This is a genomic window from Streptomyces sp. NPDC034085 (assembly GCF_055575555.1).
In genome coordinates, this window is record NZ_JBVISL010000001.1 from 19,288 (window position 1) to 45,479 (window position 26,192).

At 72.3% G+C, this 26,192-nt stretch carries 29 protein-coding genes; 11 read left to right on the plus strand and 18 right to left on the minus strand.

Annotated features, from left to right (window positions below):
- Window positions 1–29 precede the first annotated feature (29 nt).
- From ACZ501_RS00100 to ACZ501_RS00115, 4 genes are all read right to left on the minus strand, one after another.
- Complete coding sequence (locus tag ACZ501_RS00100) at window positions 30–551, minus strand: SixA phosphatase family protein (protein ID WP_468791312.1); 522 nt, start codon at window positions 549–551, stop codon at window positions 30–32.
- A gap of 88 nt (window positions 552–639) precedes the next feature.
- Entirely contained in the window at window positions 640–834 is a 195-nt protein-coding gene (locus ACZ501_RS00105; protein ID WP_468791315.1) for a hypothetical protein, read from the minus strand.
- A 156-nt stretch (window positions 835–990) separates the two neighbouring features.
- Window positions 991–1,110 carry an SGM_5486 family transporter-associated protein gene (locus ACZ501_RS00110; RefSeq protein ID WP_361607094.1) on the minus strand — a complete coding sequence of 40 codons (120 nt, stop codon included), beginning with the start codon at window positions 1,108–1,110 and terminating at the stop codon, window positions 991–993.
- A gap of 5 nt (window positions 1,111–1,115) precedes the next feature.
- Window positions 1,116–2,396: a CynX/NimT family MFS transporter gene (locus ACZ501_RS00115; protein ID WP_468791318.1), complete on the minus strand. Its 1,281-nt coding sequence runs from the start codon at window positions 2,394–2,396 to the stop codon at window positions 1,116–1,118.
- An 84-nt stretch (window positions 2,397–2,480) separates the two neighbouring features.
- Here ACZ501_RS00115 and ACZ501_RS00120 point away from each other — a divergent pair, with 84 nt between their 5' ends.
- Window positions 2,481–3,158 (plus strand): FadR/GntR family transcriptional regulator, encoded by a 678-nt coding sequence (locus ACZ501_RS00120; protein ID WP_361607088.1) that lies wholly within the window; start codon window positions 2,481–2,483, stop codon window positions 3,156–3,158.
- Window positions 3,159–3,170: 12 nt separating this feature from the next.
- Here the strand turns inward: ACZ501_RS00120 and ACZ501_RS00125 are convergent, their stop codons facing one another.
- From ACZ501_RS00125 to fabG, 3 genes are all read right to left on the minus strand, one after another.
- The gene (locus ACZ501_RS00125) at window positions 3,171–3,602 is read right to left on the minus strand and encodes a hypothetical protein (protein WP_468791321.1); all 432 of its coding nucleotides are present in this window, start codon (window positions 3,600–3,602) and stop codon (window positions 3,171–3,173) included.
- Between the two features lie 227 nt (window positions 3,603–3,829).
- Window positions 3,830–4,600, minus strand: a complete 771-nt coding sequence (gene fabI / locus ACZ501_RS00130; protein WP_361610519.1) for an enoyl-ACP reductase FabI — start codon at window positions 4,598–4,600, stop codon at window positions 3,830–3,832.
- Between the two features lie 5 nt (window positions 4,601–4,605).
- The gene (gene fabG, locus ACZ501_RS00135) at window positions 4,606–5,325 is read right to left on the minus strand and encodes a 3-oxoacyl-[acyl-carrier-protein] reductase (protein WP_468791324.1); all 720 of its coding nucleotides are present in this window, start codon (window positions 5,323–5,325) and stop codon (window positions 4,606–4,608) included.
- A 145-nt stretch (window positions 5,326–5,470) separates the two neighbouring features.
- On the opposite strand from fabG, the gene ACZ501_RS00140 reads away from it, so the two are divergent.
- Genes ACZ501_RS00140 through tyrS form a run of 3 tightly spaced genes read left to right on the plus strand, consistent with a single transcriptional unit; the run spans window position 5,471 to window position 9,749 of the window.
- On the plus strand, window positions 5,471–7,033 hold the full coding sequence (locus ACZ501_RS00140) for a TldD/PmbA family protein (protein WP_468791327.1): 1,563 nt from the start codon (window positions 5,471–5,473) through the stop codon (window positions 7,031–7,033).
- Window positions 7,033–8,427 carry a metallopeptidase TldD-related protein gene (locus ACZ501_RS00145; RefSeq protein ID WP_468791329.1) on the plus strand — a complete coding sequence of 465 codons (1,395 nt, stop codon included), beginning with the start codon at window positions 7,033–7,035 and terminating at the stop codon, window positions 8,425–8,427. The genes ACZ501_RS00140 and ACZ501_RS00145 overlap by 1 nt, the downstream gene beginning before the upstream one ends.
- Before the next feature lie 53 nt (window positions 8,428–8,480).
- Window positions 8,481–9,749, plus strand: a complete 1,269-nt coding sequence (gene tyrS, locus ACZ501_RS00150; RefSeq protein WP_361610512.1) for a tyrosine--tRNA ligase — start codon at window positions 8,481–8,483, stop codon at window positions 9,747–9,749.
- 90 nt (window positions 9,750–9,839) lie between these two features.
- On the opposite strand, the gene ACZ501_RS00155 is transcribed toward tyrS, so the two are convergent.
- Window positions 9,840–10,118, minus strand: a complete 279-nt coding sequence (locus tag ACZ501_RS00155) for a GlsB/YeaQ/YmgE family stress response membrane protein (RefSeq protein ID WP_362457976.1) — start codon at window positions 10,116–10,118, stop codon at window positions 9,840–9,842.
- Between the two features lie 177 nt (window positions 10,119–10,295).
- Here ACZ501_RS00155 and ACZ501_RS00160 point away from each other — a divergent pair, with 177 nt between their 5' ends.
- Both ACZ501_RS00160 and ACZ501_RS00165 read left to right on the plus strand, forming a co-directional pair.
- Window positions 10,296–10,628, plus strand: a complete 333-nt coding sequence (locus ACZ501_RS00160) for a DUF3099 domain-containing protein (RefSeq protein ID WP_362457974.1) — start codon at window positions 10,296–10,298, stop codon at window positions 10,626–10,628.
- Window positions 10,629–10,766: 138 nt separating this feature from the next.
- Window positions 10,767–11,000 carry a hypothetical protein gene (locus ACZ501_RS00165; RefSeq protein ID WP_361605886.1) on the plus strand — a complete coding sequence of 78 codons (234 nt, stop codon included), beginning with the start codon at window positions 10,767–10,769 and terminating at the stop codon, window positions 10,998–11,000.
- A 6-nt stretch (window positions 11,001–11,006) separates the two neighbouring features.
- Here the strand turns inward: ACZ501_RS00165 and moaA are convergent, their stop codons facing one another.
- The 3 genes from moaA to ACZ501_RS00180 all read right to left on the minus strand — a co-directional run bounded on the left by moaA (window position 11,007) and on the right by ACZ501_RS00180 (window position 14,160).
- On the minus strand, window positions 11,007–11,996 hold the full coding sequence (gene moaA / locus ACZ501_RS00170) for a GTP 3',8-cyclase MoaA (protein ID WP_361605889.1): 990 nt from the start codon (window positions 11,994–11,996) through the stop codon (window positions 11,007–11,009).
- A 164-nt stretch (window positions 11,997–12,160) separates the two neighbouring features.
- Window positions 12,161–13,798: a solute symporter family protein gene (locus ACZ501_RS00175; protein WP_361605892.1), complete on the minus strand. Its 1,638-nt coding sequence runs from the start codon at window positions 13,796–13,798 to the stop codon at window positions 12,161–12,163.
- A complete protein-coding gene (locus ACZ501_RS00180) occupies window positions 13,795–14,160 on the minus strand; it encodes a DUF485 domain-containing protein (protein WP_361605895.1) in 366 nt (121 codons plus the stop codon). The genes ACZ501_RS00175 and ACZ501_RS00180 overlap by 4 nt, the downstream gene beginning before the upstream one ends.
- A gap of 254 nt (window positions 14,161–14,414) precedes the next feature.
- On the opposite strand from ACZ501_RS00180, the gene ACZ501_RS00185 reads away from it, so the two are divergent.
- Window positions 14,415–15,959, plus strand: a complete 1,545-nt coding sequence (locus ACZ501_RS00185; RefSeq protein ID WP_468791332.1) for a S8 family serine peptidase — start codon at window positions 14,415–14,417, stop codon at window positions 15,957–15,959.
- 76 nt (window positions 15,960–16,035) lie between these two features.
- On the opposite strand, the gene ACZ501_RS00190 is transcribed toward ACZ501_RS00185, so the two are convergent.
- From ACZ501_RS00190 to ACZ501_RS00220, 7 genes are all read right to left on the minus strand, one after another.
- The gene (locus ACZ501_RS00190) at window positions 16,036–17,079 is read right to left on the minus strand and encodes a zinc-dependent alcohol dehydrogenase family protein (RefSeq protein ID WP_468791335.1); all 1,044 of its coding nucleotides are present in this window, start codon (window positions 17,077–17,079) and stop codon (window positions 16,036–16,038) included.
- Window positions 17,080–17,104: 25 nt separating this feature from the next.
- Window positions 17,105–17,815 (minus strand): lysoplasmalogenase, encoded by a 711-nt coding sequence (locus ACZ501_RS00195; RefSeq protein WP_361605904.1) that lies wholly within the window; start codon window positions 17,813–17,815, stop codon window positions 17,105–17,107.
- Window positions 17,812–18,720 carry a sterol desaturase family protein gene (locus ACZ501_RS00200; protein WP_361605907.1) on the minus strand — a complete coding sequence of 303 codons (909 nt, stop codon included), beginning with the start codon at window positions 18,718–18,720 and terminating at the stop codon, window positions 17,812–17,814. Before ACZ501_RS00200 ends, ACZ501_RS00195 begins: the two co-directional genes overlap by 4 nt.
- A 208-nt stretch (window positions 18,721–18,928) precedes the next feature.
- On the minus strand, window positions 18,929–20,146 hold the full coding sequence (locus ACZ501_RS00205) for an amidohydrolase family protein (RefSeq protein ID WP_468791338.1): 1,218 nt from the start codon (window positions 20,144–20,146) through the stop codon (window positions 18,929–18,931).
- A 2-nt stretch (window positions 20,147–20,148) separates the two neighbouring features.
- Entirely contained in the window at window positions 20,149–21,447 is a 1,299-nt protein-coding gene (locus ACZ501_RS00210) for an amidohydrolase family protein (protein ID WP_468791341.1), read from the minus strand.
- Window positions 21,448–21,459: 12 nt separating this feature from the next.
- On the minus strand, window positions 21,460–22,344 hold the full coding sequence (locus ACZ501_RS00215) for an SDR family NAD(P)-dependent oxidoreductase (protein WP_468791344.1): 885 nt from the start codon (window positions 22,342–22,344) through the stop codon (window positions 21,460–21,462).
- A 1-nt stretch (window position 22,345) separates the two neighbouring features.
- Window positions 22,346–23,143: an acetoacetate decarboxylase family protein gene (locus tag ACZ501_RS00220; protein ID WP_468791347.1), complete on the minus strand. Its 798-nt coding sequence runs from the start codon at window positions 23,141–23,143 to the stop codon at window positions 22,346–22,348.
- 136 nt (window positions 23,144–23,279) lie between these two features.
- On the opposite strand from ACZ501_RS00220, the gene ACZ501_RS00225 reads away from it, so the two are divergent.
- From ACZ501_RS00225 to ACZ501_RS00240, 4 genes are all read left to right on the plus strand, one after another.
- On the plus strand, window positions 23,280–23,903 hold the full coding sequence (locus ACZ501_RS00225; protein ID WP_468791350.1) for a TetR/AcrR family transcriptional regulator: 624 nt from the start codon (window positions 23,280–23,282) through the stop codon (window positions 23,901–23,903).
- A gap of 109 nt (window positions 23,904–24,012) precedes the next feature.
- Window positions 24,013–24,996, plus strand: coding sequence for a DEDDh family exonuclease (locus ACZ501_RS00230; RefSeq protein WP_361605937.1), 984 nt, complete (start codon window positions 24,013–24,015; stop codon window positions 24,994–24,996).
- 97 nt (window positions 24,997–25,093) lie between these two features.
- Window positions 25,094–25,327, plus strand: a complete 234-nt coding sequence (locus ACZ501_RS00235; protein ID WP_361605925.1) for a hypothetical protein — start codon at window positions 25,094–25,096, stop codon at window positions 25,325–25,327.
- A 79-nt stretch (window positions 25,328–25,406) separates the two neighbouring features.
- Window positions 25,407–26,192, plus strand: coding sequence for an SURF1 family cytochrome oxidase biogenesis protein (locus ACZ501_RS00240; protein ID WP_362457949.1), 786 nt, complete (start codon window positions 25,407–25,409; stop codon window positions 26,190–26,192).

The following is a 26,192-nucleotide window of genomic DNA, read 5'->3' on the forward strand; positions in this document are numbered from 1 at the left end:
GGCTCCTGCGGCGTGCGCGGACCGGTGGCTCAGTGCTCCTTGGGCGTCCAGTAGTCCAGCAGGGTGCCCACCCCGGGTTCGAGGGACTTCCACGATCCGGTGAAGGAGACGACGGCCAGCGCGGCGGTCGGGAAGCCCGTACGGGTCATCCGTGTCAGGGTGTCGCCCTCGGCGCGCCCGGAGAGGGTGTCGGCGAGGGCGTGCATGGCGGGGTTGTGGCCGATGAGCACGACGTCGGCCACCTCGTCGGGGGTCTCGTTCAGCAGCGCGATGAGCTCGCCCGGCGAGGCCTCGTACAGCCTGTCCTCGTACACGGTCTTCGGCCGGGCCGGCAGTTCCTGGACGGCGAGCTTCCACGTCTCCCGGGTGCGGACGGCGGTGGAGCAGAGGGCCAGGTCGAAGGTGATGCCGGTCTCGGCGAGCTTCAGTCCCACGGCGGGCGCGTCCTGGCGGCCGCGTTCCGCCAGCGGGCGGTCGTGGTCGGACACGTCGGGCCAGTCGGCCTTGGCGTGCCGGAGGAGGGCGATCCTGCGGGGTGTGTCGGCGCTCATGGCTCCCAGCTTCGCACGAAACGAGCCACGGGGCGCAGGGTGTTGGGGGGCCGTCCCCCTGCCGTGGGGCGTGTCCGGCGCATGCGGGTCAGCCGACGGCGCGCAGCAGCTGCCGGCTGACCTGGACCAGTGCGGAGGGCTCGCCGGGGGCGGCGTGCGCCTGCGCGGAGCCGGCGAGGAGGAGCAGGAGGAGGGCGAAGGCGAGCGCGGGCAGGGCCAGCGTCCACCAGTGCAGGCGGGCGTCGCGGCCGAAGGCGCGGGGAGCGGGTGTGGGGGCCGGCATGGCCGCCTCCTGGGGTGTGCGGGTGGGACGGGCTCGCTGCCTCGAATCTATGGATCCGAGGGCGCGGTTCCCATCGGGGGCACACCCCAGCCGACCCTGAAACGGGCCCCCTAGGGGGTGGTGGGGTTATCCCCACCACCCCCGTGGGCCCCGGTGTCAGGGGGAGGCGATGGTCGCGACGACGGAGATGACCACGGTCACGATGAGCATCGCGCCGAGCACGAGGCCCAGCTTCTTGTGGCCGTTCTGGGGGTTGGGTTCGAGTACGGGCGACATGCCGTTCAGTCTCGCATGCCGCATTCGTCCTCGATCGTGCGGTCCCGGCCCGCCAGGACGCCGAGGGCGATCTGGGGGACGAGCAGGCCGGCCATCAGGGCCAGCGGCAGGTCCCAGCCGCCGCTGTGCTGGTAGAGGGTGCCGATGACCAGCGGTCCGGGGATGGAGATGAGGTAGCCGGTGCTCTGCGCGAAGGCGGAGAGCCGCACGACCCCGGCCGGGGACTTGGCGCGCAGCCCGATCATGGTGATGACCAGGGGGAAGGCGCAGTTGGAGATGCCGAGCAGCAGGGCCCAGGCCCAGGCTCCGCCGGCGGGGGCGAGGTAGAGCCCGAGGTACCCGGCGAGGCCGAAGACGCCGAGGACGGCGGCGATGGGGCCCTGGTGGCGCATCCGGCCGGCGAGGCCGGGGATGACGAAGGCCAGGGGGACGCCCATGACCATGGTGACGGCGAGCAGGACGCCGGCGGTGGAGGCGGAGACGCCGGCGTCGCGGAAGATCTGCGGGAGCCAGCCCATGGTGACGTAGGCGCCGGTGGCCTGGAGGCCGAAGTAGCAGGCCAGGGCCCAGGCGGTGCGGCTGCGGACGACGGAGGGCCCGGCGTCCGCGGCCCGGGCCGCGGGCGCGGCGGCCTTTTCGCGGCGGCTCGCGGCGGCGACGGGCAGCCACGGCAGTACGGCGGCCGCGGCGAGGGCCGCCCAGACCAGCAGGCCGGTGCGCCAGCTGCCGCCGAGGGCCTCGGTCAGCGGGACGGTCGTGGCGGCGGCGAGGGAGGTGCCGGCGGCCAGGGCCATGGAGTAGAGGCCGGTCATGGTGCCGACCCGGTCCGGGAAGTAGCGCTTGACGATCACCGGGAGCAGCACGTTGGTCAGGGCGATGCCGGCCAGGGACAGGGCGCTGGCGGCGAGGAAGCCGGCGGCGGCGTCCGCGAAGGGGCGGATCAGCAGGCCCGCGGCGACGGCCGCCATGCCGGCGCAGACGACGGCGGCCGGGCCGAAACGGCGGGAGAGCCGGGGCGCGGTGACGCCGAACACCGCGAAGCAGAGGGCGGGGACGGAGGTGATGAGCCCGGCGACGGTGCCGCTCATGTGGAGGCCGGTGCGGGCCTCCTCGAAGAGGGCGCCGAGGCTGGTGATGGCGGGTCGCAGGTTGAGGGCGGCCAGCACGATCCCGACGACGAGCACCGGACCCAGCCACGTGGGGGCGGCGTCGGCGGGGGCGGGCCGGACGGCGGAGCCGCGCTCGACCGCCGGGCGGTTCATGGTCTGGATGTCTTCGTCCTGCATCCCGCCATCATAGAATCATGGGATGATTGGTTGTCCAGTCTTGCCCGGTCTCGTCCGGTCGACCCCGAGGGGATCCCACCCGCCATGCCGCTGACCTCGCCCCGGCGCTCCGCCCTCGTCGATCAGGTGATCGCCCAGCTGCGGAACCAGATCACCTCCGGCGAGTGGCCGGTCGGCAGCCGCATCCCCACCGAGCCCGAGCTGGTGGAGCTGCTGGGCGTCGCCCGCAACACCGTGCGGGAGGCGGTCCGCGCCCTGGCGCACAACGGCCTCCTGGACATCCGCCAGGGTTCGGGTACGTACGTGCTCGCCACCAGCGAGCTGGCCGGGGTGATGCACCGGCGCTTCGCGGGGGCCGACCCCCGGCACATCGCGGAGCTGCGCTCGACGCTGGAGTCCTCGGGGGCCCGGCTGGCGGCGGAGCGGCGCACCGAGCGGGACCTCGTCCAGCTGGACGCGCTGCTGGCGCGGCGCGAGGAGGCGTGGGAGAGCGGGGATGCGGAGCGGTTCGTGGCGGCGGACGTCAGCCTGCACATGGCGGTGGTGACGGCCTCGCACAACGAGGTGCTGATCGAGCTGTACGCGGACCTCGGCGACCTGGTGGCCGACTGGCTGCGGGCGGACGTCGGCACCGAGCTGGATCCGGCGGACCACCTGGACCACGCCCGGCTGATCGCGGCGATCCGGCGCGGGGACGCGGACGCGGCGGCGGCGGAGGCGGCGGGCTACCCCTTCGTGTGCCTGGGCAGGGGATCGGCGTAGGGGCTCCCGCCGTCAGGGAGTGCGCTGGTGGCTCACCCAGGCCGTGCGGACCTCCTTCCAGCAGCGGCCGGTGAGCTTGGTGCGGCCGGCCGGGTCCAGGGGGACGAGGTCGCCGTCGCCGTCCACGTCCCACCAGCGCTCGCACTCGACGTGGAGCCGGAGCAGGTCGGTCGCGGGGTAGCCGTTGTGGCAGGACGCCACCACCGTCGAGCCGGTGATCGCGGTGTCGCAGTCGGAGCCGAAGAGTTCCTCGGGGAGCGGGGCGGGCCGTACGGGTGGCTCGCCGGGGATGTCGGCGTAGTCCACGGTGGCGGGGGCCGCGGTTTCGGGACCGGGCGCGGGCTCCCCCGCGCCGGGGTGGGCGACGGCCCCCGGGCCCAGGAGGCCGGTCAGCACCACTGAGGTGACCAGCAGCGATACCGCTCGGCTCGGCCTCGCGCGCATGCCCGTACCTCCTCCCCGAAACGCCGGGAAGATCCCGACTTGGTCATTTTGCAGGCATCGGTCCCGGTTTTCGACTCGGGAAGATCCGGTCGGACGCCGGACATCCGATCGAACGGGGCCCCGTGAAGGCGCTCCGGAGGGCGCCGCGGCACACGCAAACGGCGGTGGCCGCGCCTTCCCGAGGGGGAAGGCGCGGCCACCGCCGTACTACGGGGACGATCCGGGGATCAGGCACCCATCGCGTGCAGGCCGCCGTCCACGTGGACGATCTCGCCGGTGGTCTTGGGGAACCAGTCCGACAGCAGGGCCACGACGCCCCGGCCCGCCGGCTCCGGGTCGCTCATGTCCCACTCCAGCATGGAGCGGTGGTTCCAGGTGTCCGCCAGGTCGGAGAAGCCCGGGATGGACTTCGCGGCCATCGAACCGAGCGGACCGGCCGAGACCAGGTTGCAGCGGATGTTCTCCTTGCCCAGGTCACGGGCGAGGTAGCGGCTGGTGGCCTCCAGGGCGGCCTTGGCCGGGCCCATCCAGTCGTACTGCGGCCAGGCGAACTGCGCGTCGAAGGTGAGGCCGACGACGGCCGCGCCCTCCGCCGGGAACAGCGGCTTGCAGGCCATGGTCAGCGACTTCAGCGAGAACGCCGAGACGTGCATGGCGGTGGCCACCGACTCGAACGGCGTGTTCAGGAAGTTGCCGCCGAGGGCGTCCTGCGGGGCGAAGCCGATGGAGTGGACGACGCCGTCGAGGCCGCCGAGCTCGTCACGGACCAGCTGCTCCAGACGGGCCAGGTGCTCGTCGTTGGTGACGTCGAGCTCGATCACCTTGACCGGCTTGGGCAGCTTCTTGGCGATGCGCTCGGTCAGCGTCGGCCGCGGCCACGCCGTGAGGATGACCTCGGCGCCCTGCTGCTGGGCCAGCTTGGCGGTGTGGAAAGCGATGGACGACTCCATCAGCACCCCGGTGATGAGGATGCGCTTGCCCTCGAGAATTCCACTCATGGTGATCAGTGACCCATGCCCAATCCGCCGTCAACGGGAATGACGGCTCCGGTGATGTACGCGGCGTCGTCGGACGCCAGGAAGCTGACGGCTGCCGCGATCTCCTCGGGCCGCGCGTAGCGGGCCAGCGGCACCTGGGCCACGATGCCCGCGCGCTGCTCGTCGGTGAGCACCTTCGTCATGTCGGTGTCCACGAAGCCGGGGGCGACCACGTTGAAGGTGATGTTGCGGGAGCCCAGCTCTCGGGCGAGGGAGCGGGCGAAGCCCACCAGCGCGGCCTTGGAGGCGGCGTAGTTCGCCTGGCCGGCCGAGCCCAGCAGGCCCACGACCGAGGAGATCAGGACGACGCGGCCCTTCTTGGCGCGGAGCATGCCGCGGTTGGCGCGCTTGACGACCCGGAAGGTGCCGGTGAGGTTGGTGTCGACGACGGACGCGAAGTCCTCCTCCGTCATGCGCATCAGCAGCGTGTCCTTGGTGATGCCGGCGTTGGCCACCAGCACCTCGACGTTGCCGTGCTTCTCCTCGATCTCCTTGTAGGCCTGCTCCACCTGCTCGGAGTCGGTGATGTCGCAGCGCACCGCCAGCACGCCGAGCGAGGCGAGCTCCTGCGGGGGCTCGCCCGAACGGTACGTGATGGCGACCTTGTCGCCGGCCTCTGCGAAGGCTCGGGCGATGGCGAGGCCGATGCCCCGGTTTCCTCCGGTGACGAGAACCGAGCGGCTCAACGGATCACCCTTTCCCTAGCGGTCTCAATGGCAAAAACCTATAGCCCGGGCAGGGCATACGGAGAATCGGGCTCCGACAGGGCCTCACCACCCGCTCTGTCGAGTCCCTACAGAAAGAGGTAGGCACGGCGGCCCCGGGCGCGACATGATCGGGGCGACCGGCCCCGACCCCGGGAGGATTTCCGTGGCCCATTCCATCGACGCGGCTTTCACCGCGCTGCCCCTGCGGGCGCTCGCCGACGCGGCACTCGCCCGGGCGCGCGCGCTGGGCGCCGACCATGCCGACTTCCGGCTGGAGCGGATCCGCAGCGCCTCCTGGCGGCTGCGCGACGCCAAGCCCTCCGGCGGCTCCGACAGCACCGACCTCGGGTACGCGGTCCGGGTGGTGCACGGCGGCAGCTGGGGCTTCGCCTCCGGCGTGGACCTGACCATGGACGCCGCCGCCAAGGTGGCCTCGCAGGCCGTGGCCATGGCGAAGCTGTCCGCACAGGTGATCAAGGCGGCCGGCTCGGACGAACGGGTGGAGCTGGCCGAGGAGCCGGTGCACGCCGACAAGACCTGGATCTCCGCCTACGACGTGAACCCCTTCGAGGTGCCGGACGCCGAGAAGTCGGCCCTGCTCGCCGACTGGAGCGCGCGCCTGCTGGCGGCCGAGGGCGTCGCGCACGTGGACGCCTCGCTCCTCGCCGTCCACGAGAACAAGTTCTACGCGGACACCGCGGGCACCTCGACCACCCAGCAGCGGGTACGCGTCCACCCACAGCTCACCGCCGTAGCCGTCAACGGCACCACCGGCGAGTTCGACTCCATGCGCACCATCGCCCCGCCCGCCGGGCGCGGCTGGGAGTACCTGACCGGCACCGGCTGGGACTGGGACGCCGAGCTGGAGCAGATCCCCGCCCTGCTCGCCGAGAAGATGCGGGCCCCCGGCGTCGAGGCCGGGCGCTACGACCTGGTCGTGGACCCGTCGAACCTGTGGCTCACCATCCACGAGTCCATCGGCCACGCCACCGAGCTCGACCGGGCGCTGGGCTACGAGGCGGCGTACGCGGGGACCTCCTTCGCCACCTTCGACCAGCTGGGCAAGCTCAAGTACGGCTCCTCGATCATGAACGTGACCGGTGACCGCACGGCCGAGCACGGCCTGGCCACCATCGGCTACGACGACGAGGGCGTCGAGGCGCAGAGCTGGGACCTGGTCAAGGACGGCACCCTGACCGGTTACCAGACCGACCGGCGGATCGCGCGGCTGACCGGCCTCGGCCGCTCCAACGGCTGCGCGTACGCCGACTCCCCCGGGCACGTGCCCGTCCAGCGGATGGCGAACGTCTCGCTCCAGCCCGATCCGGGCGGCCTGTCCACCGAGGACCTGATCGGCGGGGTGGAGCGCGGGATCTACGTGGTCGGCGACCGCTCCTGGTCGATCGACATGCAGCGCTACAACTTCCAGTTCACCGGGCAGCGCTTCTTCCGGATCGAGAACGGCAGGCTGGCCGGACAGCTGCGCGACGTCGCGTACCAGGCCACCACCACGGACTTCTGGGGCTCGATGGAGAAGGTCGGCGGACCGCAGACCTACGTCCTGGGCGGGGCCTTCAACTGCGGCAAGGCGCAGCCGGGCCAGGTCGCGGCGGTCTCGCACGGCTGCCCGTCCGCCCTCTTCCGCGACGTGAACATCTTGAACACCACCCAGGAGGCCGGACGCTGATGTCGATGAACCGCACCAAGCCGCACGAGATCGTCGAGCGGGCCCTGGAGCTGTCCACCGCCGACGGCTGCGTCGTCATCGCGGACGAGGAGTCCAGCGCCAACCTGCGCTGGGCCGGCAACGCGCTCACCACCAACGGGGTCACCCGCGGCCGCACCCTGACGGTCATCGCCACCGTCGACGGCAGGGAGGGCACGGCCTCGGGGGTCGTGACGCGCTCCGCCGTCACCGCCGCCGACCTGGAGCCGCTGGTCCGGGCCGCCGAGGCTGCCGCGCGCGGTGCCGGCCCCGCCGAGGACGCCCAGCCGCTGGTGACGGGCACCCCGGCCTCCCCGGACTTCACCGACGCCCCGGACGAGACCTCCTCGGCGGTGTTCGCGGACTTCGCCCCGGCCCTCGGCGAGGCCTTCGCCCGCGCCCGGGCGGGTGGGCGGGAGCTGTACGGCTTCGCCCACCACGAGCTGACCTCCACCTACGTCGGCACCTCGACCGGCCTGCGGCTGCGCCACGACCAGCCGAACGGCACCCTGGAGCTCAACGCGAAGTCCCCCGACCGCTCCCGGTCCGCCTGGGCCGGCCGGGCCACCCGCGACTTCAAGGACGTGGACCCGACCGCCCTGGACGCGGAGCTCGCCGTACGCCTCGGCTGGGCCGAGCGGAAGATCGAACTGCCGGCCGGCCGGTACGAGACCCTGCTGCCGCCGACCGCGGTGGCCGACCTGCTGATCTACCAGATGTGGTCGGCGGCCGCCCGGGACGCGGCGGAGGGCCGGACGGTCTTCTCCAAGCCCGGCGGCGGCACCCGGATCGGGGAGCGGCTGTCGCAGCTGCCGCTGACGCTGCGCAGCGACCCGAACGCACCGGGCCTGGAGTCCGCGCCGTTCGTGATCGCGCACAGCTCGGGCGACGACGCGTCGGTCTTCGACAACGGTCTGCCGGTCCCGGCGACGGAGTGGATCAGCGGCGGCGAGCTGGCCCGGCTGACCACGACCCGGCACAGCGCCGCTCTGACCGGGCTGCCGCTGTCCCCGGCCTTCGGGAACCTGATCCTGGACGGGGGCGGCGAGAAGTCCCTGGAGGAGATGGTGGCGGGCACCGAGCGGGGTCTGCTGCTGACCTGCCTCTGGTACATCCGGGAGGTCGACCCGGCCACCCTGCTGCTCACGGGGCTGACCCGGGACGGGGTGTACCTGGTGGAGAACGGGCAGGTCACGGGCGAGGTGAACAACTTCCGGTTCAACGAGTCGCCGGTGGACCTGCTGTCGCGGGCCTCGGAGGCCGGGCGGACCGAGAAGACCCTCCCGCGCGAGTGGGGCGACTGGTTCACCCGGGCCGCGATGCCCGCTGTCCGCATCCCGGACTTCAACATGAGTTCGGTCAGCAAGGGCGTCTGACCGACCTAGACTGAGCTCGGTATTTCCCGGAGATCATGAGGAGTCGAGAGACCGTGACGGACATCGTCGACGAACTGAAGTGGCGCGGGCTGTTCGCCCAGTCCACCGATGAAGAAGCGCTGCGCAAGGCCTTCGCGGACGGTCCGGTCACGTTCTATTGCGGCTTCGACCCGACGGCGGCCTCGCTGCACGTCGGGCACCTGGTGCAGGTGCTCACCGTCCGCCGGCTCCAGCAGGCCGGCCACCGGCCGCTGGCGCTGGTGGGCGGGGCCACCGGCCAGATCGGTGACCCGCGCCCGACGGCGGAGCGCACCCTGAACGACCCCGAGACGGTCGCGAACTGGGTGAACCGGCTGCGTACGCAGATCGAGCCGTTCCTGTCCTTCGAGGGCGAGAACGCGGCGGTCATGGTCAACAACCTGGACTGGACGGCGGGCCTGTCCGCCATCGAGTTCCTGCGGGACATCGGCAAGCACTTCCGCGTCAACAAGATGCTGACGAAGGACTCGGTCGCCAAGCGGCTGGACTCCGAACAGGGCATCAGCTATACGGAGTTCAGCTACCAGCTGCTCCAGGGCATGGACTTCCTGGAGCTGTACCGCCGCTACGGCTGCACCCTCCAGCAGGGCGGCTCCGACCAGTGGGGCAACCTGACGGCGGGCCTCGACCTGATCCACCGGGTCGAGCCGGGCGCGCACGTGCACGCGATGGCGACCCCGCTGATGGTCAAGGCGGACGGCACCAAGTTCGGCAAGTCCGAGAGCGGGGCCGTCTGGCTCGACCCGGAGATGACCACCCCGTACGCGTTCTACCAGTTCTGGCTGAACGTGGACGACCGGGACATCTCCACCTACATGCGGATCCTGTCCTTCAAGTCCCGCGAGGAGCTGGAGGCACTGGAGGCGCAGACCGCCGAGCGTCCGCAGGCGCGCGCCGCGCAGCGGGCGCTGGCGGAGGAGCTGACCACGCTGGTGCACGGCGCGGACCAGTGCGCCGCCGTGATCGCCGCGTCGAAGGCGCTGTTCGGCCAGGGCGAGCTGGCGGAGCTGGACGAGGCCACGCTGGCCGCGGCCCTCTCCGAGCTGCCGCACGCCCGGGTCGCCGAGCTGGGCCCGGTGGTGGACCTGTTCGCGGAGACCGGCCTGGTCGCCAGCAAGTCCGCCGGCCGCCGGACCGTGAAGGAGGGCGGCGCCTACGTGAACAACGCGAAGGTCACCGCCGAGGACGCGGTCCCCGCGCAGGAGGACCTGCTGCACGGGCGCTGGCTGGTGCTGCGCCGCGGCAAGAAGAACCTGGCCGCGGTGGAGGTCACCGGCGCCTGACGGGCACGGGACGCGGCGAAGGGGCCGGTGCGGACGCTTGTCCGCACCGGCCCCTTCGCCGTGCGCCGCCGGAGGCGGCCCGGCGTCCCGCTAGGCGGTGCGGCGCCTGTTGCCCCGCAGGGCCATGTAGACCATGTCGCCGAGGCCGACGATGACGACGGCGCCCACCAGTTGCAGCAGGTGCCGGATCCAGTCGATGCCCTTGGTGTCCTCGACGCCGATCCAGCGCGAGACGGCGTTGCCGAGGATGGCGCCGGCGATGCCGAAGAGGGTGGACAGCCAGATGGGCTGGTGCTGCCTGCCCGGCAGGACGGCCCGGGCGATGAGACCCAGCACGAAACCGACGATGATCGCCCACAACCATTGCATGTCGAGCCTCCTCGTGGCGCGTTGTGCGCATGTGGGCCCAGTCTCGGCCCGTCCGGCGTACCGCGCATGTCGGACACTGCCGTTCGGGGGCACCCCCTCTCCTCGCTCCCGCGCGGGCGGCGTACCGTGGAGTGGTCCGGACCGGGGTGCGTCCGGCGGGTGGATCGGTGGTGGAGCATGCAGCGGACGAAGCGGAACGGGCCCGAGGTCTTCCGGATCACCGGGGCCCGCATGGGGCTCGCCGAGGACGTACGGGGGCGCCAGCGCCGGTACGTCATCTCGATGGGGATCCGGACCCTGTCGGTGATCGCGACGGTGATCCTGTGGAACGTGGAGCGCCATGTGGCCGTGGTGACGCTGGCGGCCGGGCTGCTCCTGCCGTACATCGCCGTGGTGATCGCCAACGCGGGGCGCGAATCGGCGCCCTCGCTGCCCTCGCACTTCGTGCCCGCCCCTGTGCGCCCCGCACTGGATGCGGGAAACCTCAATAAAAGCTCAGATCAATCATGAAGTTCCGGTGCACCGCACGGGGTCGTGCGTGACATACTGCCTACGCGCTCCGCATCCCCCGTCGGAGCGACGGACCGACGCCGGGCAGCTCCCCCCGTGGCTGCCCGGCGTCGCCCTTCCGTTTGTAGGGTTGGGGCCGTGACTTCTCCCGAAACCCCCACCTGCTCCGCCAAGGGCTGCCGCGACGCGGCCGTATGGGTCCTGGCGTGGAACAACCCGAAGCTGCACGCGCCGGAGCGGCGCAAGACCTGGCTGGCGTGCGAGGAGCACCGCGAACACCTGTCCCAGTTCCTGGGGGTCCGCGGTTTCCTCAAGGACGTCGTGAAGCTCGACGAGTGGGTCCAGCCCGAGGGCTCCGAGCGGGAGCGCTGAGCGGCCTCAGCCGCCGATCGCCGACATCGGGCGGTCGGGCTGCAGGAAGGACGGGTCGTCGAGGCCGGAGCCGGCCTTCTTGCCCCACATCGCCACCTTCCACAGGCGGGCGATCTCCTCGTCCGGGGCGCCCGAGCGCAGTGCGGAGCGCAGGTCCGACTCCTCGGTGGCGAACAGGCACGTACGCACCTGGCCGTCGGCCGTGAGCCTCGTACGGTCGCACGCGCCGCAGAAGGGCCGGGTGACGGAGGCGATGACCCCGACGGTGGCCGGGCCGCCGTCGACCAGCCAGCGCTCGGCCGGGGCCGAGCCGCGCTCCTCGGCACCCTCCTCGGTGAGGGTGAAGCGGGTGCGCAGGGATTCCAGGATGTCCCCGGCGGTGATCATGCCGTCGCGCTTCCAGCCGTGCTGGGCGTCGAGGGGCATCTGCTCGATGAAGCGGAGCTCGTACTCGTTCTCCACGGCCCAGGCGAGCAGGTCGGGGGCCTCGTCGTCGTTCAGCCCCGGCATCAGGACGGCGTTGACCTTGACGGGGGTGAGGCCGGCCTCGCGGGCGGCGGCCATGCCGTCGATGACGTCGTGGTGGCGGTCGCGGCGGGTGAGGGTCTTGAAGACGTCGGGGCGCAGGGTGTCGAGGGAGACGTTCACCCGGTCCAGGCCGGCGGCCTTGAGGGCCTGGGCGGTGCGCTTGAGGCCGATGCCGTTGGTGGTCAGGGACATCCTGGGGCGGGGCTCCAGGGCCGCGCACTGTTCCACGATGCCGACCAGGCCGGGCCGCAGCAGCGGCTCGCCGCCGGTGAAGCGGACCTCGGTGATGCCGAGGCTGGTCACGGCGATGCGGATCAGCCGGACGATCTCCTCGTCGCTCAGCAGGTCGGACTTGCCCAGCCACTGCAGGCCCTCCTCGGGCATGCAGTAGGTACACCGCAGGTTGCACCGGTCGGTGAGTGAGACGCGCAGGTCAGTGGCCACGCGGCCGTACGTGTCGAGAAGCACTGTGGGCCCCCTCCCCTGTCCGGATCTAGAGGTTCTATGCATCGAGCGTACGCGACCTGTGTGTCGCCGAGGGGTGCCCGAATGAACGATACGTAACGTGGCCGCGTCGTAGGGAAGTACGACGCGGCCACGCACGGTGCTGGGACGATTCCGGAAAGCCGCAGTCAGTGGGCCCCGGTGCCGGTGAGCGAGCGCACTTCCAGCTCGGCGAACTTCTGCGGGTCGGCCTCCTCCTTGGACAGGACGGTTCCCAGCCACCCGAGGAGGAAGCCGAGGGGGATGGAGATGATCCCCGGGTTCTCCAGCGGGAACCAGTAGAAGTCGGCGTCCTTGAACATCGAGGTGGGCTTGCCGGAGACGACCGGCGAGAAGAGCACGAGCCCGACCGCCGAGACCAGCCCTCCGTAGATCGACCACAGCGCGCCCTGGGTGGTGAAGCGCTTCCAGAAGAGGCTGTAGAGGATCGTGGGGAGGTTGGCGGAGGCGGCGACGGCGAAGGCGAGGGCGACCAGGCCGGCGACGTTCATGTCGCGGGCCAGGGCCCCGAGGAAGATGGCGACGGCGCCGATGACCACGGTGGACCAGCGGGCGGCGCGCACCTCCTCCTTCTCGGTGGCCTGGCCCCTGCGGATGACGTTCACGTAGATGTCGTGCGCGAAGGACGACGAGGACGCCAGGGTCAGCCCGGCGACCACCGCGAGGATGGTGGCGAAGGCGACGGCGGAGATCACCGCGAGAAGCACCGCACCGCCGGTCGACCCGGGGCCGCCGCCGATCTCCTGGGCGAGGAGCGGCGCGGCGGTGTTGCCGGCCTTGTTGGAGGCCAGGATGTCGGCCCGCTTGAGGAGGGCCGCGGCGCCGAAGCCGAGGGCGATGGTCATCAGGTAGAAGGCGCCGATGATGCCGATGGCCCAGTTCACGGACTTGCGGGCGGCCTTGGCGGTGGGAACGGTGTAGAAGCGGATCAGGATGTGCGGCAGGCCGGCGGTGCCGAGGACCAGGGCGAGGCCGAGGGAGATGAAGTCGAGCTTCGTCAGGCCGTCCTTGCCGTACTTGAGACCGGGCTCCAGGAACTTGGTGCCCTGGCCGCTGTTCTCGGCGGCCTGGCCCAGCAGGGCGGAGATGTTGAAGTCGAACTTCAGCAGCACCAGGAAGGTGATCAGCAGGGCGCCGGCGATGAGCAGCACCGCCTTGACCATCTGGACCCAGGTGGTGCCCTTCATCCCGCCGATCGTCACGTAGACGATCATCAGCAGGCCGACCAGCGCGACGACGGCGACCTTGCCGCCGTCGCTGGTGATGCCGAGCAGCAGCGAGACGAGCACGCCGGCGCCGGCCATCTGGGCGAGCAGGTAGAAGATCGAGACCACGATGGTGGAGGTGCCGGCGGCGGTGCGGACGGGCCGCTGGCGCATCCGGTAGGCGAGGACGTCGCCCATGGTGTAGCGGCCGGAGTTGCGCAGCGGCTCGGCGACGAGCAGCAGGGCGACGAGCCAGGCCACGAGGAAGCCGATGGAGTAGAGGAAGCCGTCGTAGCCGAAGAGGGCGATGGCCCCGGCGATGCCGAGGAAGGAGGCGGCGGACATGTAGTCACCGGAGATCGCCAGGCCGTTCTGGAAGCCGGTGAACTGGCGGCCGCCGGCGTAGAAGTCGGCGGCGTCCTTGGTCTGGCGGCCGGCCCAGACGGTGATGATCAGGGTGGCGACGACGAACAGCCCGAAGAGGGTGATGATCAGCGGGCGGTGCTCGCTCGCTCCGGCGGCGGCCGTCAGCTGGGGGACCGGGCTCGTGCTCAGGGTCATGCTCCGGCCTCCATGCGCTTCTTGATGGCCTCGGCCTTGGGGTCGAGCTTGGCGGCGGCGTGCCGCGAGTACAGCCAGGCGATCAGGAAGGTCGTCAGGAACTGGGCGACGCCGAGGACCAGCGCGACGTTGATGTTGCCGAAGAGCTTGGTCCCCATGAAACCGCCCGCGTAGCTGGACAGCAGGACGTAGAGCAGGTACCAGGCGATGAAGGCCACGGTGAGCGGGAAGGCGAAGGACCGGTAGGAGCTGCGGAGTTCGGTGAACTCGGGGCTCTGCTGGACGCGCGTGAACTCTTCGGCCGGCAGGTTCGCCGGGGCCGGTACCGCGCCGCCCGGCGGCGGCGCTGCTTCGGTGGTCACGGGGGGTTCTCCTTGTGACGCGGGTGCGGTGGGGACGGACAAAACAACCTCCGTGCGGGGGGACGGTGGTGCTGATCCCCCCTGTCAACGGCACGGCCGGCGTGTCGGGACGGTTCAACACCCGCTGTTTCTTCCAGAACTTCTTTCTCGAACGCATGGCGCTGACAGGAACGTCAGCGCTAGGTTCGCCTGTCATGAACCCGTCCGACGCGACCGCGTGCGGACGGCTTTTTCACGGATGATGTGGAGAACCCATGGCTCATCTGGGACACGGCCGCCGGCGAGCTCTCGCCGTTCCGGTCGGCCTGGCGCTCACCGCCTCGCTCGCCTTCCTGCCCTCGGTCGCGGCCTCGGCCGCACCGCTGGGTACGACGGCGGACCCGGTGGCGGCCGCGAAGCCCGCGGCCACCGGCCCGAAACTGTCCTACGTGGCGAACCTGAACGTGTACGCCACGGCGACGGCGGCCAAGAAGGCCATCGAGCGGGCCGGGGGAACGGTGGTGATAGCCCACGAGCAGATCGGGGTCATCGTCGCGCACTCCCAGAACCCGGACTTCGCCAAGCAGCTGCGGGCGCAGCGCGGCCTGTTCGCCTCGGTCGGCGCCACCCGTACGGCCCCCCTCCAGCCGGTGCAGACCACCGAGGAGGGCACGACCCAGACGCTCAGCGCCGCGGACGCCGCCAAGGCGGCGGCGCAGGCCGAGCCGGGCCAGGAGCCCCTGGAGTCCAACCAGTGGGACCTGCGGGCGATCAAGGCCGACGCGGCTCACCAGATCAACGATGGCAGCCCCGACGTCACCGTCGGCGTCATCGACACGGGCGTCGACGACACTCACCCCGACTTGGCCGCCAACTTCTCCAAGGGGCAGTCGGCCAACTGCGTCGGCGGCGTCGCCGACACCGCCGAGGGCGCCTGGCGCCCGTACGCGGACGGCAGCGACCACGGCACCCACGTGGCCGGCACCATAGCCGCGGCCCGCAACGGGGTCGGCATCAGCGGTGTCGCGCCGGGCGCGAAGGTCGCCGCGATCAAGGTGAGCGAGCCGGGGACCAGCCTCTTCTACACCGAGGCGGTCGTCTGCGGCTTCATGTTCGCCGCCGAGAAGGGGATCGAGGTGACCAACAACAGCTACTACGTCGACCCGTGGAACTACACCTGCAAGAACGACGACGACCAGAAGGCGCTGGTGGAGGCCCTCTCCCGGGCCACCAAGTACGCCGAGCGCAAGGGCGTGCTCAGCGTGGCCTCGGCCGGCAACTCCAACCACGACCTGGCCGCCGACTCGATCGAGGACACGACCAGCCCGAACGACTCCACCCCGCTGCCGCGCACCATCGACCCGAAGGTCTGCCTGGACCTGCCCACGCAGCTGCCGGGTGTCGTCACGGTCAGCGCGACCGGCGACAAGGGCCTGAAGTCGTACTACTCCAGCTACGGCCTGGGCGTCGTCGACGTCGCCGCCCCCGGCGGCGACAAGTGGCAGGTCCCGGCCACCCCGGACGCCAACGGCCGCGTGCTGTCGACCCTCCCCGGCGGCGGCTACGGCTACAAGCAGGGCACCTCGATGGCCGGTCCGCACGTCGCGGGCGTCGCGGCGCTGCTCAAGAGCGCCCACCCGACGGCCACGCCGTCGCAGCTCCAGGCCATGCTGAAGGCCCAGGCCACGAAGGCGGCCTGCCCGGAGAAGGTCTACGACGCCACCGGCGCCCTGGTCGACGCCACCACCTGCACCAGCAAATGGGGCCAGACCGCCTACTACGGCTCGGGCGTGGTCGACGCGCTCAAGGCCGTCAAGTAGCGCCGGACGACGTCTGCGCACGGACGGGCCGGGCGGGGTGCTCCCCGCCCGGCCCGTTCGCGTCCGCCCCGGTCGGTCAGGGCCTGATCAGGACCTTCAGCGCGCTGCGGTCGTCCATGGCGCGGTAGCCGTCCGGGACCTCGTCCAGGGACACGGCCCGGTCGAAGACGGGAGCCGGGTCGATCGCGCCGCTCAGCACGTCCTCCAGCAGCTCCGGGATGTAGGCCCGGACCGGCGCCACACCGCCGCGCAGGGTGATGTTGCGGTCGAACATGACACCGAGGTCGAGGCCGGTGCCGCTGCCGTGCGGGACGCCGACGTAGCCGACGGCCCCGCCGTCGCGGGTGATGTTCACGGCGGTGCGCATGGACTCCTCGGTGCCGACCGCCTCGATGACGGCGTGCGCGCCCTGGCCCCGGGTCAGCTCGCGCACGGCGGCCTCGGCGGCCTCGCCGCGCTCGGCGACCACGTCGGTGGCCCCGAACACCTTGGCGATGTCCGTACGGGCGCTGTGGCGGCCCAGCGCGATGATCCGCTCGGCGCCGAGCCGCTTGGCCGCGAGGACGCCGCACAGCCCGACCGCGCCGTCGCCGACGACGGCGACGGTGGAGCCGGCGCGGACGCCCGCGCCCAGGGCGGCGTGGTGCCCGGTGCCCAGGACGTCGGACAGCGCGAGCAGCCCGGTCAGCAGGTGGTCGTCGGAGGCGGCCGCGGCGGGCAGCTTGACCAGGGTGCCGTCGGCGTGCGGGACCCGGACGGCCTCGCCCTGGCCGCCGTCGAAGCCGACGGAGCCCCAGAAGCCGCCGTGCACGCAGGACGTGTACAGGCCCTCGGAGCAGTAGTCGCAGGTGCCGTCGGACCACATGAACGGGGCGACGACGAGGTCTCCGGCGCGCAGGCCGGAGACGGCGGAGCCGGTCTCCTCCACGACGCCGAGGAACTCGTGCCCGATGCGCTGGCCGGGCTGCCGCGCGGCGTGGCCGCGGTAGGCCCACAGGTCGCTGCCGCAGATGCAGGCACGCAGGACGCGGACGACGGCGTCCTCGGGGCGCTGGATCGCAGCGTCGGGCACCTCCTCCACGCGGATGTCGTGCGGGGCGTGGATGACGGTGGCGCGCATGGTGGTGCAGCCCTCCGGAAGTGGTTCAGTCTTGTATGACTTCCCTACCGTACGCCTGCCCGCGGGCGACCGCGCCCAGGGCCAGCAGGCACTGGGCCGCGAGGTAGGTGGCCATGATCCAGAAGTCGGGGCGCGGCAGCTGCGGCCACCCGGCGACCCCGGTCGCGATGAGGGTGTCGGAGAGCAGGAACAGCGCCCCGCCCGCGGCCGCCGCGCGGCCGAGGACGCCGGCGCGGTAGGCCATGGCGGTGAGCAGCAGGCTGTAGCCGGCGACGGGGATCCGCAGGTCGGCGGGCAGGTCGGGCCAGAGCAGCGCGACGGTCCCGACGAGCGCGAGGGCGTACGCGGCCCCGGCCGCGCGGCTCGGCCCGCCCCGGCCGGAGGGGCTGCGCTGGCCGAAGAGCACGAGGTAGCAGACGTGCCCGGCGGCGAAGGAGCCCATGCCCACGAGGAAGGCGGGCTCGGCGTCGAAGAGCAGGGCGAGGTCCCCGCCCCAGCCGAACAGCAGGGCGGCGACCAGCAGGCGGGGTGCGCCGCGCGTCAGCGCGTACGCCACCAGCAGCGGCATCAGCAGCGGTTTGGCGAGGACGTGCCCGAGGTGCCAGCCGGCGAGCAGCGCGCCGAGATCGGCGGCCGCGGCCGCGCCGAAGGCGGCGAGCAGCACGCGTTCGGCGCGCCGGCCGGCGACGGGCCGTACCGCCGCCCAGGACGGCGTACGGGCTCCGGTGGCGCTCACGCGGCGGGCTCCGGCGCCTTCGCGGGCTCGGCGGCCGCGCTGGTCCCGGCGGGCTCGGCGGCCCCGCCGGTCCGGGCCGCCGGCTGCCAGCCGGGGCCGCGGAAGACCCGGCCGGCGCGCTCGCGCCAGCTGCGGGCGGCGCGGACGTCGCGGGCGATGGCGGCGTACTCGTGGGTGGCGACGCGCAGCGGGTTGTGGGTGTCGATGTTCTTGGTGAGGCCGTAGACGGGCCGCTCGGTCTCGCCCACCCAGGACCCGAACATCCGGTCCCAGACGATCAGGATGCCGCCGAAGTTGCGGTCCAGGTAGCCGCCTTGGGAGGCGTGGTGGACGCGGTGGTGGGAGGGGGTGTTGAAGACGTACTCGTAGGGGCGCGGCAGCTTCCCGATGCGCTCGGTGTGCACCCAGAACTGGTAGAGCAGGTTGATGCCGTAGCAGAAGGGGATCGCGGCCGGATGCACCCCGACGGCGACCATCGGCAGGTAGAACCACCAGGTGGTGGCGCTGGTCCAGGGCTGGCGCAGCGCGGTGGTGAGGTTGAACCGCTTGCTGCTGTGGTGGACGACGTGGCAGGCCCACAGGATGCGGATGACGTGGTGGAGCCGGTGCTGCCAGTAGTAGAGGAAGTCCTGTACGAGCAGCATCAGCAGGGCGGTCCACCACAGGAACGGCACGCGCAGCGGCGTCAGTTCGTACACGGCGGTGAAGACCGCGACGACCGGGAGCTTCCAGAGCAGGTCGAAGCCGATGCTGCCGAGCCCCATGGTGATGCTGGTGGCCGCGTCCTTGGAGTCGTAGCCGGCGGCGTCCTCGTCGGGATGGAGCCGGTAGCTGACGACCTCCAGCACGGTGAGCAGTACGAAGGCGGGTATGGACCACAGCACGACATCGGGCAGATTTGGCATGGGCGCACCTTAGGGCGGGTTCCGGGGTGCCGCTAGGGGTTGTTACCGATCAGTATCCGACGGGGTTACCCCGGGTACAAGGGGGCGGCCCCCACCGGCCCCCGAAACGGCTCCCCCGCGGGCCGGGGCCACCGCCGCGCGGTGGCCCGGACCGCGTCCCGCCGGAGCGCCCCACCTCTCGTGGCGAGCCGTCCGGCGGGAGGCGGTGTCACCAGACCCGGACCGAGGCGCCCCGGGCGAACGCCGGGCTGGTGGCGCCCGGGGGGATCTCCGTCAGCGGTTCGGCGATCTCCGAGACCAGGGGGCCGTGCTTGGCGGCCAGGGCGTCCAGCAGGGACAGGTCGAAGCCGTACACGCGGGCCGCGTTGCCGCCGACCATGGCCGCGACCTCCTCCTTCGGCAGGCCCGCGTAGGCGATGCGCAGGCCCTCGCGGGAGAAGGGGGCGGTGCCCTCGTCGTGGGGGAAGTCGCTGCCCCACATGATCTTGCCGAGGCCGATCCGGTCCCGCAGCGGGACCTCGTGGGGGCGCATGAAGCTGGCCCCCACGAAGCAGTTGTCCCGCCACACCTGGCTCGGGCCCCGGCCCATGGCCTCGGCCAGGCCCGCGCCGAACTTGGCCTCGGCGGTGGAGGCGGCTGCCACCAGGCGGCCGTGGTAGTAGTCCAGCATCTCCAGCACGCCCGGGATCCAGCCGGACCCCTGCTCCGTCAGGACCAGCTTGAGGCCCGGGTGGCGGTGGAAGGCGCCGCCGAAGACGAGGTGCCACAGGGCGCGGTGCGAGAACCACGTGGTCTCCACCATGAAGACGGCCCGCGCGGCCGGTTCGTCGCCGAGCGGCGGCGAGGCCGAGCCGCCGTGGTGGTTGACCGGGACGTCCAGCTCCGCGCAGACCGCCCAGATCGGGTCGTACGCGGCCGAGTACAGCTCGGGCACCGGCGAGCCCGGCGGGACGCCGGGGAGCAGGACGCCGCCGGTCAGGCCCGCCCGGCGGGTGCGGCGGATCTCCGCCACCGCGGCGTCCACGTCGTTGAGGAGGATCTGGGCGACGCCCGCCCGCCGTCCCGGCGCGTCCGCGCAGAAGTCCGCCAGCCACCGGTTGTGCGCCTGGAGGCCGGCCCAGCGCAGCTCGTACTCCGCGGCCGTGGGCGGCTGCGCCATCAGGGAGGCCTTGGGGAAGAAGGGCGGGATGGTGTTCGGGAAGACGACCTCGGCGACGATGCCGTCGGCCTCGAGCTCGGCCAGCCGGCGCTGGGAGTTCCAGTTGAGGTCGGCCGTGTCGGCGAGGAGGTCCTCGTACGGGTTGACGTAGGTGGCGGCCCAGGCGTCGAAGGCCTCGTGGTGGCGCTTGGCCAGGTACGGCCGGTAGTCGAGCAGGTCGGCGCCGGCGTGGCAGTCCGCCGAGATGACGGTGTAGCGCTCCTCCACGGCTACGACACCCCCAGCGACGGGAAGTCGGCGCCGGTGAGCCAGTGCCGGCCGGTCTCGCGCGAGCGGGCCCAGGAGGCCTCCACCGCCGCCTGGTCGGGGCTCTGGCCCAGGTCGGCCGGGGTGGGGCCGATCCGGCGGGCGATCGGGGCGAGCTCGGCGGTGTCGAAGCCGAAGACCTCGGCGGCGGCCAGGCCCAGCATCCGGCGGGTCTCGGCGACCGGGATGTCGTGGAAGGTGTTCCGCAGCCAGTTGCGGGTGTCGGGCCAGGTTCCCTCGGGGTGCGGGAAGTCCGAGCCCCACAGGATGTTGTCCACGCCGATCTCGTAGCGCTGGGCGAGCTCGCGGCGCTTGGTGTTCGTGGCGCAGACGAACACCTGCCGGTCCAGGTACTCGCTCGGCGGGCGCTTCAGCTCCGAGAAGGGGGAGAGCTTCTTGCCGCCGTGGGCGCCCAGGTAGAGGCGGTCCATGAACCAGAGCAGGTTCGGCAGCCACCAGCAGCCCGACTCGGCCACCCCGAACCTCAGGCCGGGGTGCCGCTCGAACACCCCGGACCAGAGCAGGAACCACAGCGGGCGGGCCGGCCACCAGGTGACCTCGGAGACGTAGATGCCCAGGTGGTCCCCGTACTCGTGGCGGGGCGCGGCCCCCGAGTGGGTGACGACCGGCATCCCCGTCTCGGCGGCGGCCGCCCACACCGGGTCGTAGCGGCGGTCGTGGTAGGGGGCCTGGTCCACCCACATCGAGGGGATCATCAGGGCGCCCAGGCCCGACTCCTTGGCCCGGTGGACCTCCGCGACGACCTTGGCGGGCTCCGCCGTGACGGGCAGCAGGGCGACCCCGCAGTGGCGCGCGGGGTTCTGGCCGACGAACTCCGCCAGCCAGCGGTTGTGCGCCTGCGCGCCCGCCATGCCCAGCTCGGGGTCCTGGTCGCCGGAGAGGCCGAGGCCCACCCCGAAGGGGGCGGCGGTCTGGCTGTCGACGGCGTCCGCGTCGGGGAAGACGACCTCGGCGGCGACGCCGTCACCGTCGAGTTCCTTGAGCCGCTGGGTGCTGTCCCAGCCGCCCTTGAGGCCTTCCGCGTGGTCGTGGAACCACTTCTCGGCGAAGGCCTCGTTGCGCACGCCGAGCCGGGTGGCCTCCTCGCGGCGGGCGTCGCGCTGGCCGAGGAACTCGTCGAACTGCGGGTGGAAGCGGGAGTCGAGGTAGGGGCGGTACCGCTCGGTCGGCAGGCCGGCGTGGCAGTCCGAGGAGATGATCAGGTAGGGGTCTTCGTACGCGGCGTTGGCGGTGTCACTCACGGCAGACGCTCCTCAGTCGAGGATGAAGCTCTCCAGGTAGGCGGGGTTGGCGCGGTCGAGCATCGACTGCGACCGGGCGCGGATCTGGCGGTCGCTGTGCTCGCTCGCCGGCAGCATCCAGAAGCGGTCGGCGCGGATGCCGTCGACGACGTGCTCCGCGACCTCCTCGACCGGGGTGAAGCGCACCTCGTGCCCGGCCCGCCTCATCGCCGCCTCGTACTGGCTGAGGCTGCGGTACGGCGACCTGCGCGGGCGCTCCTTGGCGAAGCGCTCGGGCCGGTTGCGGTGCGACTCCCACAGGCCGGTGCGCAGCATGTGCGGTCCGGGGAAGAGGACGGAGGCGCCGACGGCCGCGCCCTCCGCCTTCAGGTGGGCGTAGAGGGACTCGGTCAGGGTGACCACCGCCGCCTTGGTGACGGCGTACACCGAGGCGGTGGGCAGCGGGGCGATGCCGCCGTCGCCGGAGGAGGTGTTGACGACGTGGCCGGGGGCGCCGGAGGCGATCATGCGCGGGACGAAGGCCTGGACGCCGTGGAAGACGCCCCAGACGTTGACGGCGAAGGCCCACTTCCAGTCGTTCGGCTCGTGCTCCCACATCCGGCCCTCGGCGCCGGACCCGACGCCGGCGTTGTTGCACAGGACGTGGACGGCGCCGAAGGCGTCGTAGGCGGCGTCGGCGAGGGCGAGGACGGAGTGGCGCTCGCTGACGTCGACGGTGCGGGCGAGCACCTCGGCGCCGTCGGCGGTGAGGTCGTCGGCCGCCTTGCGCAGGGCGGCCTCCTCCACGTCGGCGAGGACCACCTTGAGGCCCTCGGCGGCGAAGCGGCGGGCCATGGCGAGGCCGATGCCGCTCGCGGCGCCGGTGACGACGGCCACCTGTCCGGGTTCGAGCCGCATGTCACACGCTCCCCTCGGGCGGCCCGTCGAGGATCTGCAGCGGGTCGTCGTAGCGCTGGTGGATGTAGGGGAGCAGCGCCTGGGCGCTGACCCGCTCGACGACCCGGCCCTTCTGGTCGGTGGTCTTCTCGCCGATGGTGAGCTCCACGAGGCGGCGTACGGGAAGGTCGGCCACGGGGTCGAACATCGACTCGCGCAGCACCACGTCACCGGTGAGGTGTTCGAGCCTGCGGACCTTCTCGTTGCGCGTGCAGTGCACGAGGACCGGGTCGCCGTCCAGGCCCGAGCCGTCCACCGCGGGGAGGAACTTGAAGTAGAAGTCGGTCTTCACCGTCGGCTCGGGCAGCGGGAGCGCGCCGTCGACGGCGCCGCGCACCTCCACGAAGGCGATCCCGTGCCGGGCGAGGGCGGCCCGTACGACGAGGCCCTCGCGCTCGACGGTGACCTCGCCCAGCTTCTTGGGCTCGCCGAACACCTCCCGGCCCCCGGTCAGGGCCCGCTCGTGGGTCATCGGCATGACGAGCGGGTACCAGCCCTCGACCCCGCCGTGCCGGGCGGCCACCGCCACCGAGCCGGCGCCGAGCGGGTAGCCGGGCAGGTCGACCTTGCTGATGTTGGCCCGGACGAGGGGCCGCTCGGCGGGCCCCAGCGGCGGCGGCAGGACCGCCGCCACGGCGTCGGGGTCGGTCTCCCAGACGGCCACGACGCCGGTGGACCAGATGTCGGGGAGTTTGGCGCTCTTCTCGCGCGACGCCGTGGTCTCGGCCTCGGTGCGCGCTCCGTACCGTATGCGTGCCATGTCTCGCACCACCCTTCTGGGTCCCCCCGGCGGGACCGGGGGCGGTTCTGTAACACAGTTACACCGCTGCCGATGAAGGGTAAAGACCCCTGCACGCACAGGAACTGACGTAGCGACAGATTGGCGAACCGTCCCCATGGCGAGAAGCGCACTGACCCGTGAGGAGGTGCTGGAGGCGGCCGCGTCCCTGGTCCGGCGGAACGGTCCGGCGGCCCTGACCATGCGGGGGCTCGCCGCCGAGCTGGGCACGGCGGTGACCTCCATCTACTGGCACGTCGGCAACCGCGAGCAGCTGCTCGACGCCCTCGTGGAGCGGACCGTCCAGGAGATGGGCGCGGTCCGCCCGGCCGGGGACACACCGGCCGGGCGGATCGTCTCGGTGGCCCGGACCCTGCGGCGCGAACTGCGCGCACGCCCGCACCTGATCGCGATGGTCCACGAGCGCGGGCTCACCGAGCGCATGTTCCTGCCCGCCCAGCGGGCGCTCGTCGACGAGGTGCACGCCGCGGGACTGCGGGGGGCGCGGGCCGCCGACGCGGTGCGCGCCGTCCAGTTCCAGATCGTCGGCTTCCTGCTCGTCGAGCGCAACCGCGAGCGCTCCCCCGCCCAGTCGCCGGGCGAGGGGGAGCTCTGGGATCCGCAGGCCGCCGGCGACCCCGCGCTCGCCCGCGCCCTGGCCCGCCCGGCGGACCCGGAACGGCTGTTCCTGCTGTCGGTACGGGCCTTGACCGATGCGCTGCTCGCGGAGCCCGGCGGATAGGGCCCGGCCCGGTGGCGGAGCCGGGGGGACGGCCCGCTCACCGGGCAGGGGGCGCAGGCGGGCTGAAAAGGCATCGGGCCACGGGTGTCAGTGCGTGCCGATATCCTCTGTGACCATGCTGCACGACCGTACGACCGCAGAGGCGGAATGGCCGACCGCGTACCCACAGGGGTACGCGGTCGTCGACGTGGAGACGACCGGGCTCGCTCGCGACGACCGGATAATCTCCGCGGCCGTCTACCGGCTCGACGCTCAGGGCAACGTGGAGGACCACTGGTACAGCCTGGTCAACCCGCGCCGCGATCCGGGGCCCACCTGGATCCACGGCCTGACCAGTGCGATGCTCCAGGACGCCCCGCTCTTCGAGGACATCGCCGAGGAGTTCGCGGGCCGGCTCGCCGACCGGGTGCTCGTCGCGCACAACGCCATCTTCGACTGGCAGATGATCGCGCGGGAGTACGCGCGCGCCTCCGCGACCGCCCCGGTACGCCAGCGGCTGTGCACCATCGCCCTGTCGAAGGAGCTGAACCTCCCGCTGCCCAACCACAAGCTGGCGTCCCTCGCCGCGCACTACGGGGTGGTCCAGCAGCGCGCCCACCACGCGCTCGACGACGCCCGGGTGCTGGCGGAGGCCTTCCGTCCGTCCCTGCACGCGGCCGCGCGGGACGGCGTACGGCTGCCCCTGCTGGAGTGCCGTCCGCTGACGGAGTGGTCGGACTCCCCCGCCGCGCCCCGCATCGGCTACCAGTCCTCGTACGGCAACGGCGGCTCCTGGCGGGCCTCGCGCAAGCGGCCCCCGTGCCCGTACCCGAACCCGGGCCGCTTCGAGGACGGCAAGCCGCTGCGGCAGGGCATGCGGGTCGCCTTCTCGGGTGACACCTCCGTGGACCGGGAGCTGCTGGAGGACCGGGCCGTGGAGGCGGGCCTGCACGTCGCGACGAGCGTGTCCCGGCTCACCAGCCTGCTGGTGACGAACGACCCCGACTCCGCGACCTCCAAGACGGTCAAGGCCAGGTCCTTCGGGACGCCGGTCGTGGACGAGGCGGCCTTCACCCAGCTGCTGCGGGACGTCGCGGCGGCCGGCGAGGCGTAGCGCGGGAGCAGCGCGTGTTGCTCCGGCCGGGTGCAGGCCGGGCGACTCACCCCGGTGGATCTTGTTCCGGCCGCCCGCCCCGCACAGCATGCGGCGCATGGCACGTTGTGAGGTCTGCGGAAACGACTACGGCATGTCCTTCGAGGTGCACGCGCAGGGCGCGGTGCACGTCTTCGACTGCTTCTCGTGCGCCATCCACCGCATGGCGCCGATCTGCGAGCACTGCCGGGTCCAGATCATCGGGCAGGGCGTCGAGGTCGAGGACCAGTGGTTCTGCGGTGCGCACTGCGCCCGCGCGGAGGGGAAGGTGGGCATCGTCGACCACGTCTGATCACCCGCCCGCCGCCGCTGCGGCCCCGGAGGGCCACCCGCCCTCCGGGGTCCTCGCCGCTGGGGGTACCGTCGTGGGCGTGTACCGCTTTGTGCTGACCCGGCAGTGGGTGTCCCTCACCCTCGTCACCCTCGTCCTCATCCCCGTGATGATCAAGCTGGGGTTCTGGCAGTTCCACCGCCACGAGCACCGGGTCGCGCAGAACGAGCTGATCGCGAAGAACCTGTACGCGAAGCCGGTGCCGGTGACCGAGGTCACCTCCCCCGGGCACACCGTCCCGAGGGCCGACTACTGGCGCGCCGTCACCGCCACCGGTACGTACGACTCCGCGCACGAGACCGTCGTACGGATGCGCACCTCGAACGACGACAAGGTCGGCTTCCACGTGGTGACGCCGCTGGTGCTGGGCGACGGCCGCGTCGTGCTGGTCAACCGGGGCTGGGTGGCCGGCGGCGACGACCCGCGCGCCTACCCGCCGGTGCCGGCCGCGCCCTCGGGCGAGGTCACGGTGTCCGGGCGGCTCAAGGCCGACGAGACCAGCGGCGGCAGCGGCATCAAGGACCGCAAGGGCCTGCCCGACCGCCAGGTGATGCTGATCAACAGTGGGCAGCAGGCGGCCGCGCTGGGCAGGACTGTGCTCGGCGGGTACCTCGAACTGGTCGCGCCCGGACCGGCCGGCGGCACCCCCGAGCCGGTCGCCGAGCCCGACCACGACTCGATCGGCCCGCACATGGCGTACGCGGTCCAGTGGTGGCTGTTCGCGGCGGCGGTGCCGGTGGGGTGGGTGGTCCTGGTGCGGCGCGAGAGGCGTGACCGCGAGGAGGCGGCGGCGAAGGCCGTGTCGCCGGAGCCCGCTTCGGCGTAG

What these genes read in the sequence shown, in the direction of transcription:
- ACZ501_RS00110 (WP_361607094.1), bottom strand. Translation starts at nt 1,110, where the DNA reads ATGTCGCCCGTACTCGAACCCAACCCCCAGAACGGCCACAAGAAGCTG.
- ACZ501_RS00185 (WP_468791332.1), top strand. Translation starts at nt 14,415, where the DNA reads ATGGCTCATCTGGGACACGGCCGCCGGCGAGCTCTCGCCGTTCCGGTC.
- ACZ501_RS00225 (WP_468791350.1), top strand. Translation starts at nt 23,280, where the DNA reads ATGGCGAGAAGCGCACTGACCCGTGAGGAGGTGCTGGAGGCGGCCGCG.
- ACZ501_RS00140 (WP_468791327.1), top strand. Translation starts at nt 5,471, where the DNA reads ATGATCGGGGCGACCGGCCCCGACCCCGGGAGGATTTCCGTGGCCCAT.
- ACZ501_RS00105 (WP_468791315.1), bottom strand. Translation starts at nt 834, where the DNA reads ATGCCGGCCCCCACACCCGCTCCCCGCGCCTTCGGCCGCGACGCCCGC.
- ACZ501_RS00215 (WP_468791344.1), bottom strand. Translation starts at nt 22,344, where the DNA reads ATGCGGCTCGAACCCGGACAGGTGGCCGTCGTCACCGGCGCCGCGAGC.
- fabI (WP_361610519.1), bottom strand. Translation starts at nt 4,600, where the DNA reads ATGAGTGGAATTCTCGAGGGCAAGCGCATCCTCATCACCGGGGTGCTG.
- ACZ501_RS00175 (WP_361605892.1), bottom strand. Translation starts at nt 13,798, where the DNA reads ATGACCCTGAGCACGAGCCCGGTCCCCCAGCTGACGGCCGCCGCCGGA.
- ACZ501_RS00125 (WP_468791321.1), bottom strand. Translation starts at nt 3,602, where the DNA reads ATGCGCGCGAGGCCGAGCCGAGCGGTATCGCTGCTGGTCACCTCAGTG.
- ACZ501_RS00235 (WP_361605925.1), top strand. Translation starts at nt 25,094, where the DNA reads ATGGCACGTTGTGAGGTCTGCGGAAACGACTACGGCATGTCCTTCGAG.
- ACZ501_RS00115 (WP_468791318.1), bottom strand. Translation starts at nt 2,396, where the DNA reads ATGCAGGACGAAGACATCCAGACCATGAACCGCCCGGCGGTCGAGCGC.
- ACZ501_RS00200 (WP_361605907.1), bottom strand. Translation starts at nt 18,720, where the DNA reads ATGCCAAATCTGCCCGATGTCGTGCTGTGGTCCATACCCGCCTTCGTA.
- ACZ501_RS00145 (WP_468791329.1), top strand. Translation starts at nt 7,033, where the DNA reads ATGTCGATGAACCGCACCAAGCCGCACGAGATCGTCGAGCGGGCCCTG.
- ACZ501_RS00100 (WP_468791312.1), bottom strand. Translation starts at nt 551, where the DNA reads ATGAGCGCCGACACACCCCGCAGGATCGCCCTCCTCCGGCACGCCAAG.
- ACZ501_RS00160 (WP_362457974.1), top strand. Translation starts at nt 10,296, where the DNA reads ATGCAGCGGACGAAGCGGAACGGGCCCGAGGTCTTCCGGATCACCGGG.
- ACZ501_RS00220 (WP_468791347.1), bottom strand. Translation starts at nt 23,143, where the DNA reads ATGGCACGCATACGGTACGGAGCGCGCACCGAGGCCGAGACCACGGCG.
- ACZ501_RS00190 (WP_468791335.1), bottom strand. Translation starts at nt 17,079, where the DNA reads ATGCGCGCCACCGTCATCCACGCCCCGCACGACATCCGCGTGGAGGAG.
- ACZ501_RS00155 (WP_362457976.1), bottom strand. Translation starts at nt 10,118, where the DNA reads ATGCAATGGTTGTGGGCGATCATCGTCGGTTTCGTGCTGGGTCTCATC.
- ACZ501_RS00120 (WP_361607088.1), top strand. Translation starts at nt 2,481, where the DNA reads ATGCCGCTGACCTCGCCCCGGCGCTCCGCCCTCGTCGATCAGGTGATC.